Source organism: Microcoleus sp. T3_D1, from assembly GCF_036700405.1.
Lineage (GTDB): Bacteria > Cyanobacteriota > Cyanobacteriia > Cyanobacteriales > Microcoleaceae > Microcoleus.
Map to the genome: position 1 here is coordinate 82,868 of NZ_JAUBOV010000022.1, position 14,053 is coordinate 96,920.

Genomic DNA, 14,053 nt, shown 5'->3' on the forward strand with positions numbered 1-14,053 from the left:
TGTGTAAATGCGTAAGTCTTGGGAAAGCTAAACGGGAAAACCTATGCCTAACCCCTAATCAAGCAAAAGGAACCGAGAATAAGAAACCGCCCTCGGTATAAGGCGCTTGCAAAGGGCTAACAGGAATACCTGGGAAGTTGCGAGCGCTCATCTCGTTATAGTTCCCCACTGCGGAAATCGCATTCAAAGCAAAATTATTCGACAAACCCAGACTTTCACCCACATTTCCTTCCACTCCCAAAAAGCGGCGGACAACTGGATCTGAACTATTGATTTCCTGGCGCACATTTTCAGAAGTTAAACCCAGTTCTAACGCTTCATAAAGAGAATAAGTAACTCCAGAAACCACATCCTTCCACTGGGATTGATTCTCGTCCACCACCATTGCTAAAGGCTCCTCTCCCAGAACTTCTGGAAAGGGCTGATGCTGGTCTCGCTGCTCTGGGGGTAAGGTGAGAAGACGAGAGATAATCAGACCTCCATCGCCGGTGATCGCATCCAATTCGCCCTTGATATAACTATCAAATAGGGTCTGGAAGCTATCTAAGGCTACGATTTCCGCATTAATGCCCGAAGCACTCAGTTTTTCTCGCAGAGTTGCCTCAGAAGTAGTATTTGCACTCACGCCAATTCGGCGACCTGCAAGCTGTTCAAAAGAGGTAATTCCGCTGGCGGTTGGTGTTACCACAAATTGAGCATCGTAAGTATTAATGGGGGCAAAATCTACCCCCAGCAAAGCATCCCGCTTGAGGTTATGTGTAGCGTTGCGGCTAGTTACATCAACGATGCCATTGGCGACATCGCTGAAGCGCTGAGCACCCGTTTTCTGAATTACGAATTCCACTGCGTTGGGGTCGCCAAATAGGGAAGCTGCTAGTCCCCGACCCAAATCCACATCAAATCCGGTTAAATTGCCGTTGGGGTCAGCAAAACCCAGTCCGGGTGCATCATTTCTCACCCCAACGCGCACGAACCCCCGGTCTAAAACTTCCTGTAAAACGTTGCGGTTGTCGTTATTTACCAAGGGTACACTTAATTCGTCAGTCCCCGAAAATGGTGGATAATAAAGCAGTCCCCCAGGCTCGACAAACATTAGTTCATTGAGCTGGCGCGGCAGCACTTCGGGATTGAAATTGCGATTGTAAATCTCTTCGTAATTACCAATTTGTTGGATAACTTTCAAGGCAAAATCATTCTTGAGTCCCAAAGATTCTCCTAAATTCCCTTCCACGCCTAAGAAGCGCTTACTGGCGGAATTTCCATCAAGAAATTCATTCACATTCTGGGAGTTGATGCCAAAGAATTCGGCTTGGATGGGAGTGTTGACCACCCAGCGCACCACATCAGCCCATTCAGACTGATTTTCCGGCACGATGAGTGCTAAAGGCTCTTTGGAAATGTTCTCCTCAAGGATGACTTGATTTCCCGGATTGGATAAGGTGGGAATGCGATTGCTCAGCACCCCGCGATTAATCGAAACTGCCCCCAATTGCCCCGCATCGTAAGCGCCAAACAGAGCATCTTGTGAGGGAAAAGTTTGGATGTTGAGGGCGATTCCGGCACGTTGGGCGGCATCTATTAAATTTTGCCCAGAGCGCGTTCCTGCTAATACGCCGATGGTTGTTCCTGGTAACTGCTCAACAGAACTAATTCCACTATTACCACGCACCAATACCGCTTGAGTGTCGAATAAAACGGTAGGCGAATAATCTACTCCTAAACTGGCATCGCGGAGCACAGATTGAGTGGGCAGGGTGGCGGCGATATCCACTGCGCCACTGGCAACACTATTAAAGTCTTCACCCGCCTTGACGACTACGAATTCTACTGCATTCGGGTTCCCAAACAAAGCAGTGGCAATGGCGCGACTAAAATCAATGCCAATCCCACTAAATGAACCGTCGGCTTCCCGGTTGCTAAATCCGAGTGCATCCTCGTTAACTGCAACCCGCACAAACCCGCGCTTTAAGATTTCTTGAAGTTGAGATCCTGTGGGTGTGGTACTGGCAACGGGATCTCGACCTTCAGCCGCTCCAAACCGCGCATAATGTTCAAATCCGCTTGAGAAACTACCGTTGGCAACTGCTGCTGCTACCTGGGGGTTAGCATCTAGATAAAATTGCTCGTTGAAGGAAATTTGTGGCGTTCTTTTTTCAATAAAACCAAACTTTACCCAATGCTCGAAGCCGTTGGGAATAATGCCTGAAGCTACGGCTTGTGCCACGTCGGGATTTTCTTGCAGGTAGGTGCTTTCGTTGTAGTTAAGAATGGTCATACTCCTGTAATTCGATAATTTGTGTGTTCAATTGGCAGGGATTCGGATAAACGCTGAATGCTGCTCCAACCGCAGCCTATTCCGGCACCTTGCTATTGTTGGATGGTTTTGTTAAGCAATAGGTGAATTATGCTATTGCTGTTGTGTTAGTCGAACCCTCGCCTTCCCTTAGAAGACAGTCAACTGCACCCACTGTTCTCCCAATCTTTCAGCACCTTTCAAAAAGTTGGCTCGATACAAATTTTTTTTGCCGGAGGCTACTATTGCACCCATACGTCCGCTCTTGAATGCCTTGATCACACTAATAATCTGATTTTTTGAGCCACTACCCCCTGTAGATTCAATTTAATCTTTTTGCCAGCCGTACTCATCAGCTTATTTATTTGTCATCTATCTTTAGATATATTTAATATAAGTCTTTGGATAGATGCTTGTCAAGGGAAATCAATAAAATTTCTGTAAACAAAAGCTCATGCAAGGTAAAAATTCAACATTTCCTTGTTTGGGCCTGAGTAACGTAGAAAAAGGTTGAGAAGAAATGCCCCCATTTACATTCACTTCGAGAGCAAATAGTTCTTGAGATAATTTATACATCCTTATATCATTCGTCCATAGGGATTTACTGATCTAACAATGATGTACGCACTATTCTGTAAATCACGAGCTAAAAAATAGCCGTAATTTTACTGATAGGTGCGATTATCGCGCACACTCAGAACAATATGTCAGTAATTAAGTAGAACCCCCTTTTGTAGCGTTAAACCTTGATGATAACTGTATCGTTCAAAAGTTATGAAAGTCTATTAATTGCTTCCACAGCTTTTGAGACGCATCTTATCTCTATAATATTTCCTCTCCCCTGCCTTTGTAAGTCGGAAAAGTCGGATCGTAAAGTCGGAAAAGTCGGATGTTGCATAATCTATCGAGCTCAGGTTCCTACAACTTCAGGGAACTGTGTAGGACTGTTGCAGGACAGCTAGCAAAACCAGACAATGCTATGGCTGCGGTGGTGGGACACCGAGGGCAATTTGCTGCTGACAGGTGCAGAACGAGCCTCTAGAACCCAACAAGCACTTTTTGATAATTCCTCGGCTGTTGGGAATGGGATTGAATGCAGAGCAAGTGGGATAAGCCCTGGGTTTATCAGTAGAGTTCGTCAGGCAGCATTCCCAATCTTGATGCAGCTAAATTTGGCTTTCCCGCACAAGAATTGTGGATTCTCAATCTAGCAAACCTTGCACTGCATCCGGCTATCGCCGTCCCTCCCTAAAAAACCAAGGACTCTCGTGGCCAGGGGGTAAATTTTTACCCGACTGTCAAGCTCTGCGAGACAACAACATTTTAGTCGATTGATTGTCAGGTTAGCCAGACAACAACATTTTGCCTTATTATCGAGGTCAGCCTTACACTCGTTTTCAGCCTCAACGGAGCCCAAAAACCAGACAGGCCAGCCTCAACTTTATTGCTTGCATAACGGCTGCTATGCTACAAAATCGCTTCTAAAATTTTAGCTGCCTGCCAATTTTCTCGCACTTGCTCAACTTGATTTTTAATTCAATTCCGATGCCGGAACTTGACTATTAAATCAATTCGGATTTTGTTAAAAACGCTAAAAAATTAGCTAATTGTTGCGTCAGCTAAAGTCAGGGATTTGCAGTATAAAGTCAGGGATTTGCAGTATAAAGTCAGGCAAGTGCAGGTATTTGCAGGGGGTGCACTTTACCTGCACTTGCCTGTAAATATCCTGCAAATGCCTGACTTTTTCGGTCAAATTACTGCTTTTTTGTGTCGAGCGTACATTTGCCTGTTGAGGCAGGTTATGACTGTTCTCTATCGGTAGCAAGCAATGTTTTTGTCCGTACAAAACCTTATTTACTAATTTTAAATAAAAACGATGCACCCTTATGAATGGGGAATCCTAGGTGTCAAGTAGCTTGATTGTTACCCGCTCTTCGACTGTGCCGATTGCTCACATTGCTCCTGCTGTTGTGACAACTTCGTAGCAGCACTGGCATCAATTCCTCCCGTCACATCTGGGTAGTGATCGGCTTGAGCGACAGCTCGATCGCCCACGACGGAGCTCCTACAATTAAACAGGCGAGCGGCTACCAATCTCGCGCCGTAGCTTCAGCTATTGAGGAGGATTTTGTGGCGGCAATCGACGCGGGCTTTTCTTGCATCCACCGATGTTTTGGCGATCGTCAGCAAGGTGGAATTTGCCCAGTTCAAACAGCTAAAAGGTGAGGGGCGAGCTCACAAAAACGCATATTGCCGAAAGTTTTCCTAGGTCTGCCGCTCTTTGATTTTTCCTTGCTGACCACGGAGAAACCAGGAGTGATCGGCTTGTTGGGCAGCCTGATTGCTCCGGCTTGATTCCCCGGTAAATCGATAGGGAATAAGAAATTACTATTTCTATAAATGGATAGGCGGGGAAATTTGATTTACTTGATCGGCGTTGCAACGATCACAGACGCTCTCGCTCTTAAGACACTTTAGATGGTCTGCTCTTAACCTGCCTTCATACCAACAGTTTAGCCGATTGCAAAGCGCGGGCCCGACAACAGCAATTTATGCAACTGCCAAGGCTGACATAACGGCTGCTACGCTGCCAAATTTTTCGCACTTGCTCAACTTGATTTTTTATTCAATTTAGATAACGGCTACTGTGTTGCCAATTTTCTCACACTTGCTCAACTTGATTTTTTATTCAATTCCGATGCCACAACTTGACTATTAAATCAACCCACTTGTTGTTAAAAACGCTAAAAAATTAGCTAATTGTTGCGTCAGCTAAAGTCAGGCATTTGCAGTATAAAGTCAGAGATTTGCAGTATAAAGTCAGGCAAGTGCAGGTATTTGCAGGGGGTGCACTTTACCTGCACTTGCCTGTAAATATCCTGCAAATGCCTGACTTTTTCGGTCAAATTGCTGCTTTTTTGTGCTGTTCGTGCCTTTGCTTGTTGAGGCTGCTTTTGGCTGTTCTCTCTCGGTAGCAAGCAATGGTTTTGTCCGTACAAAGCTTTATTTATTACTTTTAAATAAAAACAATGCACCTCATGAATGCGGAATCCTAGCCGCCTGGTCAGGTTTAAGACTTTCTTAAGCTTTAATGACAAATGTAGCTAACTGTAATACACATCAAGCTGAATATTATACAGCTATAAGAAATGAGAGGGAGAAAGGAGCTGACAACGCTCTCGCCTGTCGAGCAAACACTTTAAAAAGCAAATGGATAGATTGTCAGTTATTGAGTAGCGCTCGCAACCAGTTATCCTCAAATGGCGGGGGTCACTTTACGCCCCTAGTTTGCTCTTTTGGGGTGAATTTGAAAGTAGTTATAGATTTATAAAATGAGATAAACTCAACTATTTTTATGACTATGAAGCTCAATAAATTTCCTCAACAGCAGCAAAACCAGAGACTTTCGAGTCGGCTGGAACTGAGATTGTCTGACTCTGACTACAATCAAATTAAAGCAAGAGCAGAGCAAGTCAATTTGAGCATGAGCGACTTCATGCGCCGTGCAGCTTTGAGGAGAGCCATGCCGCGCCCTCTAGCTGCATTTGACTTAAAAGCCTATCAAGTGTTATGCAAGATTGATACCCAATTGAGAATTGCAGGAAACAACCTCAATCAGATGGCTAAAGCTTGCAATAGTGCTGTGGCATTGGGAGAACCCGTTGTTGTCAATACAGGACTCTTAAAAAGCGTACAGCAAGTCATTCGAGAAAACGGGAAGGCAATTAAAACAATAGTTGCAAACCTCGCCAAATCTACAGTCCGCTAATTTTTAACAAGCCTGAGCAATCGATGCAATAAACCTACTGCGAAACGGTTATGATTGGCAAACAAATCAAAGGTACAGGCTTTCGAGGCTGTCTGAACTACGTGCTGGGCAAAAAAGACGCCACTCTAATTGGCGGTACTATGTGCGGACAAACTCCTGAAGAACTGGCTGCTGAATTTGGCATCGCCCGACAACTAAGACCTAACCTGAAAGTAGCAGTTTTTCACGCCACTTTATCTGTCGATAGCACCGAAAAACTAGAAGATTCTGAAGAAAATGACCGACGCTGGCTGGCGATCGCAGCCAACTACATGAAAGCGATGGAATTTGACAACAACCAATACGCAGTTGTCAAGCACAGCGATACAGAACACGACCACATCCACATCGTCGCCAGTCGCATTTGCCTAGATGGGGGTGTTGTTGACGATAGCTGGGATTATTACAAAAGCCAAGAAACTATTCGCCAGCTCGAACGGAACTACAACCTGGAAACTGTTACACCCAGTTGGGAAACAGACAAGCGAGCTCAGACTACAGGAGAACACAGGCAATTAAAAAACAAGGGAAACAAGAGCGTCAGGGTGCAATTGCAAGACCTAATTGATGAAGTTACCCAAGACAACCCAAGTATGCCAGAATTCGTTGAGCGGTTGCAGCAACAAGCCGTAGAGGTGCAAGTAAAAACAACTCAAAGTGAACTAAGTCAAGGCATTTCTTACAAAATAGATGGAGTCGCTTTGAGTGGCACTCAGTTGGGTAAAGCCTACACTTTTTCTGGATTGCAGAAGTATCGAAATGTTAGCTATGACCAAGGACGAGATATCGCCCTAATTGAGGCTTTAATGCAGCCACAACACTTAGCTATCGCCCCCAGTGAGACAGAGGAAAATGAGTTAGAGTCGTCACAATCCGAGTTAGAAACAACCGCACCTGCAATTCCTGCAACAGCAAATGAGTTAGAGTTGTCACAATCTGAGCTAGAAACAACCGCACCTGCTACTCCTGCAACAGCAAATGAGTTAGAGTTACAATTATCAATCCTGCCTGAAAGGAATGAAACTCAGTGGCAAAAAGTGCGCTCGCATCTAGCAGTCGAGTACAGTTTACCTTTAGAATTGCTTAATTTATTGCACTCTCATTCTTGGCTGTATGCCGCCTCTGAAAAGGCTGTATTTACAGGACGGACGCTTGACGGGGAAGCCCGGTTCGCTTTTGTTCTAGATGAAAGAGGCAACTTTAGTACAACCCATCCCCTGTCATCTGAAGCTGCTTTCTGGGTAGCCACTACTGGAGAAATTGAGCGAGCTGTGATTGCTTGTAACCCAATAGAAGCCCTTTCAATTTTACTTATTGAACAGGAAAACTCTACAACAGCACCAGCGACACTTTACTTAGGAATTGAACGAGCTTCACAACTGCCTATAGAATTCTTACAAGAACTCGATAGCGTTATTATAGCGATCGCCGAAAATTCTCAGCTCGCTCGAAATGCGAGTGCGCTGCTACCGAATGCAGAACTTGTTAATCCACAGTCAAGTTGGAATGATATTTGGATACAATTAATTGAGCAAGAACAGCAAAATATTCAACCAAATAACCAACCTTATAAACAGCGCATCCAAGACATCGAACTGGATTAGTTATGGTTCCCTGAAAAAGTGAGTAGTGTTTAATAAAAACGCTACTTAACAAACTTTCAGCTTACGACCTAAATTACTGATAGTGCTACCACTAAGTATTACAATTTGGTGAATAAATTTATCAACTATTTTTCCTGGATTTGCTAAGAAAATTGAGAGGGCGCTGGCTCATTGTTTTTTGTGAGCCGACCTTGAAAAAAAAATATTTATACGTTTTTTCCTAAAAGTTAGTACAAAAAAATGAGCGCTGTCGCGCCAAAAAATAAAGTATCGGAGATAAAAAATGGAAGTATCGCAAACCAACACCTACAATTTCAATAATTTAACCTTCGTCCACCAAACCGAAAACGAACTGTACATCATGGGCAGGGAAACAACACTTGTATTGAATTTTCAACAAACAAGCTATCAAACGCTCGATAAAATAATCCACGCTCTGCGACTTTTGAGAGATAAAAAAGTCCTAGACAGAAAGTCAATTATCGAGCAAGAGCTGCTGGCCTTAAACTTCCAATTCCCTCTCGAAAGCAGCAACCGTAGCCACAACGACACCAACAATGGTAGCAGCAATGGTAGCAGCAACGGCAGCAACAAAAACTGCGAGCTAAAAATCGACTGGTAATTCAATTATGCCGGAGAGACAAGTTTGTTTCTCCGGCAGCCAATAGCAAACATTAAAACCACATTCAAAAATGGCAAACAAAATGGCAGGATACGTGTATCTCCTGCACTTTGATAAGCCGATATGTTCGAGTCGTCCGGCGCAACACTACGTCGGCTGGACAAAAGATTTGGACGAGAGGCTTTGGAAACATAAAAAAGGCAGAGGTGCTAAATTTTGCGCCGCTGCCCGAGAACGCGGAATAAACTTTGTCTTGGCAGAATGCTGGGTTGCAGACAAAAGTTTTGAGAGGAGAATCAAAAGGCAAAAAAACCACAAACGTTTTTGCCCTCTGTGCAAAAATTGAAAGGACAAATCAGCTTTTTTGTAGGAAATGCAATTCCAATAGGAGGAAATATAACAGTTTTCAAACATTGTCAGATACAATTGACCGATTGACCGATTGACCGATTACCTTTTTCCCATTACCAAGAAGCTAATTTTCCGGTCTACACTGCTTTCATTAGCTTGCATAAATAGTTAGAACTGGGTGTTAGATTTCGTACTTGAACTTAACACCCAGTTGCTTGTGTGTAATTCCTGTATCTATTGCTTTCGCCAATGCGCCTCAACTCCTCGTCCCCGACATTCCAAACGCCCAGCATCCCTTTCCTGCCGCAATAGACGGCGAATCAAATCAATTCGCACTGTCGGACACCGTTCCTGCAATTCCCTAATAGAGAATTCTTGAGGCAAATTGTTAATCACATCCAATACGATCGCCGTTTTAGTTCCTTTTGCAGAAGTAACATATCCCACCCGCTGCTCAAACTCCCGATAAGCTGATAGCAGCATGACTCCCAAGAAATACTCCCACCAAGGTAATAAGTTATGCTGCCCTTCATGCCATCCTTGGGAAGATTGGTAAAGCGTATCGTATTGACGGACTCCCCGGCATGAATGTGGGGGATTCTCAAAGGTTGCATTCCGGCTGGCTGAAGCCGTGCCTTCATGCTTTCTTCTTCCTGTCTCTTTGGCTCTTAACTAGACTGTTCCCAGTCCCCGTCAGACCGCCTCCACAGGCAATTTCTTTAATGTCTACGAAGCGTCCCTCCGCCGACAATCCGCGATTACGAATAACTTGAGCCGCTGCTACATCTCGATGTGTCGTATACCCACACTCAGGGCAATTATGCACTCGGTTATCGAGAGCTTTCTTGCCAGTATGACGATCGCAGTTAGGGCAGACTTGAGAAGTGTAATCCTTGTTTACTTTCTCGAAATGTACTCCCTGTTTCCAGCATACCCATGACAGAATTGAAATGAATTGTCCAAAACCAGCGTCTAAGGTGTGTTTGCAAAACATACCTTTTGCCCAGACTCGAAAATCGATATCTTCAACAAATATCATCCCCGCATCTTTAGCTAGGTCATGAGCTAATTTGAACTGCCAATCTTTTCTGGTATCGGTTACACGCTGATGCAGCCTAGCAATTTTTCGATTCAACTTATGACGGTTACTAGATCCTTTCTTTTTGTTTTTAAGCCGACGTTGCAGCAATTTAAGCTTGCGATGTTCGACTGCTAAAAACTTAGGACGTTTAACTAACTTTCCTTCTGAAGTTGCTAAAAATTGGTCTAAACCGAGATCTATGCCAACGGGTAATCCATGTGCAACGAGTTGAGGAACATTAACATCACATTCTAATGAAAGTATAACGAAATATCCACTAGCCTTCCGCACAATTCGAGCTTGCTTGACTACAAACCCATTAGGAATTTCTCTTGATTTAATGAATTCAACAATGCCTAACTGTGGGAGTTTAATACTATTTCCTTGAAGGCAATTTTTAAGCATTTGAGGGAATACAAACGACCGCATTCGGTATTTATTCTTAAATCTAGGAAATCCCATTCCCTTGCGCTTCATGTCTAGGAAGGCTGTTTCCAGCTTTCTTAACACCTGTTGAAGCATTTGAGCGTTAACCGTTTTGAGTGAGGGAAACAACTCTTTGGCTTTGGTCAGCCCCGCCGCCTGAACATAATAATTCGGGTAGGGAGCATCCGCAGGAACAATGTACTCCAAAGCGATCGAGCAAGCATTAATCGGACATTTACGAGAGTTAATCCAGTCTTTGCGCTCTCTCAATGCGTAGTTCCAAACCTTACGACAAATTACCAGAGTTCGTTCGATTTCCGAAATCTGCTTGTCTGTCGGCTTTAGTTTGTACTCGTAACTGAGATTTAGCATGCTTCTTGTCTATCTCTACAAAGTATTATAGCATTTTGTAGATACAATGACAAAAACAAGAACTCAACGGATGACTGGCAGCTTAAAAGCTGCTACTAGCCTTCATCCAGGCCTTGAAAGGAATGTGGGTATGACTGGTGTGAATTGTAGTTAGCACGTCCCGATAACCCGCAATTTCTTGTTCTGAACGATCGCGCGGCGTTGTTTTTTCTGTTACTAATTTCTTAATCCGTTCTAGTGGCACAGTAATGCCTTCAATGCGGTTAGAAGATTCGGTACTCTGAATAACCGCAGCTTGGCGCAAAGTGCCTAAAACTTGTGAAGCTTGTTGTTTGAATAACTCCTGCTTTCCCTTGTATTCTCCAAGCAAACGAATTGTTTGCAGAAGTCTTTGGTTGAGCTGTTGACTTTCAATGAAGCCCTCTTCAAATGACAGCATATCTATTTTATCTCCTTTGTATTAATTATAAACATTTATTGCAGTCAATAAGTCGGATATTGCGTGCGCTCGTATCAAAACTTTGAAACCAGATTGCAAGCAGAACCGACGCCAAATCCAGATAAATAAGTAAGGCGATAGTTGCTTTTAGCCATAGCCCTTGCCTCTCTTGTTGTCCAAGGTTTGACGCTTAGCAAATCGGGCTCAGTTTCCAGTTGCTTTAAATAAGAGCGATCGCCCGTTACAAAGGCGATCGCAATCGCCAAGAACTTGCAACAGCTCAAAGGAGCCTGAACCACCTGCTTTTCAGTAAACCTAACCACAATCCAATTCCACTCTAAGAATAATTGATTGCGGCGCATATCCCTGTCAGCATCGCAGCAGTGAGTGGGCTTCTTAGATTTGCCAGCATAAGGTTCATCAATCTCGACATCAATTCCGAGTCCAGATGGAGTGTGAATTACAGTAAAATCTGCTGAATAGCTCCTCTGAGATAACGGAATTTTAAACTCTGCTGCTTGGACAACTTCCTCGAAATATTGCTGTAAGTATTGCAAAAAGCGTTGTTCACTCACTCCTTGCCGAGCTTGAGATGTGCCATTAGGACTAACGCGAAGTGACATCAAATCCTTGAGCAATCGATTTCTGGAATCTAACTCAAGTTTTGCGCTTTTTAAACCTGTCTGCAACCCTTCTTTTTCCACCTTAAAACTAGAAAATTCTTGCTGTTTATTCGATGATAAATCTTGATGGACTAATATATTTTGTTGATTGTACTCAAGAATTTGCTGTTTATACCTGGATAGCAGTTTTTGACGGCAACCAAACACATAACTATAAGCAGCCGCAATTAAACATGAATAAGCAGCTACTACCAACAGCATTTCCCACCACAGCCAACCCCAAGAAATAGCTAACAGCGGAAGTACGATCGCACCATAGAGCCAAAACACCCAAATTAACCACAGCAACTTGACAGGTAACACCACAGGTGGTTGAGGCGGAGTCAGCAAAACAACAGGTTGACCGAATTGTTGAGTTTCTTGAAGTTGGGATGAGGTGGCACAACTAGAACTTGCCTCTGGCAAAGGATATTGATAGCAGAACTGCATTACCACTTTTGGGTAAAAAACTATAGGATAATTCATAACTTTAAATACTCCTTTTTTTTAAGAGCGCGGTCGCGCTATTTTTAAGAAATTTTTTTGAATTGTATGCCAAAAATTACCCAGTCAAACTCACAAGATTTAACTCATTCTCAACCAGGTAGCCAGATTCAAAAGGACAAACAAATCTCTCTTAAATCCGACGCGGCAACAATAGCTGCGCTTACTCAACTCGAAGAACGCCGCGATTATTATCACACCTGCATCAACGGAGGATACTAAGCATGAATTTAGCCACAGCGACGCTTGCTCAAAGTTCAATAACTGCGGCTCAAGTTTGGCATCAACTAGAATCAGCAGAAAGCTCAGAAGAAATTGACCAACTGCTGCAATCCCTTTGGCAAACCCAAGAAACCCAGGAACTTGCTGTTGATGCCCATGCCGACTTAGCCGACCAAATTGATGCCGAAATTGCAGGAATTACAGCCCGGATGCAGTATTTGATAGAACTGCATTCAAAAGCTCTCAACAAACTCCAGGGGTGGAGAGAGCGGTTAGACAAAACCGTTCTCTACTTCAACGAGTGCGGCGTGTTAACTTCAGAAATTATTGGTAAACACCGCCGCATTACTGTTAAGGAAAATCCGCCTACCTGTGAAATTTTGATTGACCCATCTCAACTGCCAGAACCCTATCGCCGAGTCGAAACCAAAACCGTAATTTCTGCCGACAAAAAGGCGATTGCAGACGCTTGGAAACAAGGAATGCCTGTAGATGGTACTAGGGTTTTCCGCAAGCGCAAAGTGGTCTACAGCTTGCTTCCAGGTAACAATTTGTACTCTCTTCAAGCCAACCAGACGCTTGAGAGTCGTTCTTCGGATAAAACGCAGTCCAAAAAACGGCGTTAGCCATCTTTTTAGGTGTCAGGAATACCTTGATTTTACACCTAAATTATTAGACATATCCGAATTAGATACCTCCGAATACTACCATTTATGAAAAGTCATGCAACAGTAGCAACAGTAGGTTGATTTCGTGAAATAAACCCAACGATGCAGATTGTAGCAAGACTTTTTAGAAATGGTATTAGAATGTGACACGTTTGTTTGGTAAGAGCGAAGACTTAATTTGGGTCGGTATCTATTACAAATCAATCCAGTATTGAGGGTTTTCAACTTGTTCTTCGGTGACGTTGAACAACTTTGATGCTCTACCTTTAATAACCCCGTTAGCATCGAGGTTCAAACCTCCAAACTGCTGACTGTTTTCACCTTCTCCAAAAGCAACGCGAGCAAGTGCATCGCTATCGCTATCAGAGAAATAATCCCGTTGGCTTTCCATAGCCGTAGTTGTGCGAACTACTTTCACTTTTTTTCTCCACATTGGGATTGTCATTCTGATTGTAACACGCTACTTCTTTCTTCTAAACCCTCCAATTGGAGGGGGAGAATATCACTCAGTAGCAGGAATTTGTGAAGTAACAACCTTGTCAAAATCGGGACTATTACTGTGCGTAAGTCCTAAAAATGTAAAAACTAGGATTCAGGAGCTAATCAATGAGCAGAAGAAAACTTACCCCAGAATATCGCTCCACAGAATGGGTAGCTGGGGAAGGACTAAAAATCCCAGTCTTTGATATGTCCTTGGCTGACGGTAGAGCAAAGGGGCGGTACCAAGCTGAATCAGAAGTGCTGCGTAACTCCCTGCTTGAACTGCTTTTTGAACCTGAAGAATTAGCATCCCTAACCATCGTTAAACCAGACCCAAATGATAGCAGCTTCGACCCTCTCAAAAACATCGACTTCGGAGATGGTATTACCAGAAGAGTTGCTTTCAGCTCCGGCAAAAATGTTTACTTTGCAGACATTGAACTCCAGGGTAATCGCATCTAATTTGGTATAAATTGTACTTGACAAATTACAGAAAAAAAACTATATAGGCCAGGAGTTCT

The 14,053-nt window shown here is 43.5% G+C and carries 16 protein-coding genes and 1 pseudogene; 10 read left to right on the forward strand and 7 right to left on the reverse strand.

The window, feature by feature from the left end:
- Positions 1 to 58: 58 nt before the first annotated feature.
- Positions 59 to 2,275 (reverse strand): transporter substrate-binding domain-containing protein, encoded by a 2,217-nt coding sequence (locus QT992_RS12680; protein ID WP_333335496.1) that lies wholly within the window; start codon positions 2,273 to 2,275, stop codon positions 59 to 61.
- Between the two features lie 980 nt (positions 2,276 to 3,255).
- Between QT992_RS12680 and QT992_RS12685 the strand changes: the two are divergent.
- From QT992_RS12685 to QT992_RS12695, 3 genes and pseudogenes are all read left to right on the forward strand, one after another.
- A pseudogene (locus QT992_RS12685) lies at positions 3,256 to 3,406 on the forward strand (Uma2 family endonuclease); the annotation flags it as partial.
- Positions 3,407 to 3,926: 520 nt separating this feature from the next.
- Positions 3,927 to 4,115: a hypothetical protein gene (locus tag QT992_RS12690; RefSeq protein ID WP_333377055.1), complete on the forward strand. Its 189-nt coding sequence runs from the start codon at positions 3,927 to 3,929 to the stop codon at positions 4,113 to 4,115.
- 209 nt (positions 4,116 to 4,324) lie between these two features.
- A complete protein-coding gene (locus tag QT992_RS12695) occupies positions 4,325 to 4,519 on the forward strand; it encodes a hypothetical protein (protein ID WP_333335493.1) in 195 nt (64 codons plus the stop codon).
- Positions 4,520 to 5,113: 594 nt separating this feature from the next.
- Here QT992_RS12695 and QT992_RS12700 read toward each other — a convergent pair.
- Entirely contained in the window at positions 5,114 to 5,275 is a 162-nt protein-coding gene (locus tag QT992_RS12700; protein ID WP_333335490.1) for a hypothetical protein, read from the reverse strand.
- A 373-nt stretch (positions 5,276 to 5,648) separates the two neighbouring features.
- On the opposite strand from QT992_RS12700, the gene QT992_RS12705 reads away from it, so the two are divergent.
- From QT992_RS12705 to QT992_RS33595, 4 genes are all read left to right on the forward strand, one after another.
- Positions 5,649 to 6,062 (forward strand): plasmid mobilization protein, encoded by a 414-nt coding sequence (locus QT992_RS12705; protein ID WP_333335487.1) that lies wholly within the window; start codon positions 5,649 to 5,651, stop codon positions 6,060 to 6,062.
- A gap of 50 nt (positions 6,063 to 6,112) precedes the next feature.
- Positions 6,113 to 7,705, forward strand: coding sequence for a relaxase/mobilization nuclease domain-containing protein (locus QT992_RS12710; protein WP_333335484.1), 1,593 nt, complete (start codon positions 6,113 to 6,115; stop codon positions 7,703 to 7,705).
- 283 nt (positions 7,706 to 7,988) lie between these two features.
- Complete coding sequence (locus QT992_RS12715) at positions 7,989 to 8,327, forward strand: hypothetical protein (RefSeq protein ID WP_333335481.1); 339 nt, start codon at positions 7,989 to 7,991, stop codon at positions 8,325 to 8,327.
- Between the two features lie 82 nt (positions 8,328 to 8,409).
- Positions 8,410 to 8,673, forward strand: coding sequence for a GIY-YIG nuclease family protein (locus tag QT992_RS33595; RefSeq protein WP_445305795.1), 264 nt, complete (start codon positions 8,410 to 8,412; stop codon positions 8,671 to 8,673).
- 239 nt (positions 8,674 to 8,912) lie between these two features.
- Here the strand turns inward: QT992_RS33595 and QT992_RS12720 are convergent, their stop codons facing one another.
- The 4 genes from QT992_RS12720 to QT992_RS12735 form a co-directional block, all read right to left on the reverse strand.
- Complete coding sequence (locus QT992_RS12720; protein ID WP_333335479.1) at positions 8,913 to 9,161, reverse strand: hypothetical protein; 249 nt, start codon at positions 9,159 to 9,161, stop codon at positions 8,913 to 8,915.
- A gap of 154 nt (positions 9,162 to 9,315) precedes the next feature.
- Positions 9,316 to 10,557, reverse strand: coding sequence for a transposase (locus QT992_RS12725; protein ID WP_333335477.1), 1,242 nt, complete (start codon positions 10,555 to 10,557; stop codon positions 9,316 to 9,318).
- A gap of 82 nt (positions 10,558 to 10,639) precedes the next feature.
- Positions 10,640 to 10,996: a hypothetical protein gene (locus QT992_RS12730; protein WP_333335474.1), complete on the reverse strand. Its 357-nt coding sequence runs from the start codon at positions 10,994 to 10,996 to the stop codon at positions 10,640 to 10,642.
- Positions 10,997 to 11,070: 74 nt separating this feature from the next.
- Positions 11,071 to 12,144 (reverse strand): hypothetical protein, encoded by a 1,074-nt coding sequence (locus QT992_RS12735; RefSeq protein ID WP_333335471.1) that lies wholly within the window; start codon positions 12,142 to 12,144, stop codon positions 11,071 to 11,073.
- A 66-nt stretch (positions 12,145 to 12,210) separates the two neighbouring features.
- On the opposite strand from QT992_RS12735, the gene QT992_RS12740 reads away from it, so the two are divergent.
- Complete coding sequence (locus tag QT992_RS12740; RefSeq protein ID WP_333335468.1) at positions 12,211 to 12,384, forward strand: hypothetical protein; 174 nt, start codon at positions 12,211 to 12,213, stop codon at positions 12,382 to 12,384.
- 2 nt (positions 12,385 to 12,386) lie between these two features.
- Entirely contained in the window at positions 12,387 to 13,010 is a 624-nt protein-coding gene (locus QT992_RS12745; RefSeq protein WP_333335466.1) for a siphovirus Gp157 family protein, read from the forward strand.
- Positions 13,011 to 13,245: 235 nt separating this feature from the next.
- Here QT992_RS12745 and QT992_RS12750 read toward each other — a convergent pair whose 3' ends face one another.
- Entirely contained in the window at positions 13,246 to 13,470 is a 225-nt protein-coding gene (locus tag QT992_RS12750; RefSeq protein WP_333377057.1) for a hypothetical protein, read from the reverse strand.
- A gap of 188 nt (positions 13,471 to 13,658) precedes the next feature.
- Here QT992_RS12750 and QT992_RS12755 point away from each other — a divergent pair, with 188 nt between their 5' ends.
- A complete protein-coding gene (locus QT992_RS12755) occupies positions 13,659 to 13,994 on the forward strand; it encodes a hypothetical protein (RefSeq protein WP_333335460.1) in 336 nt (111 codons plus the stop codon).
- Positions 13,995 to 14,053 lie beyond the last annotated feature (59 nt).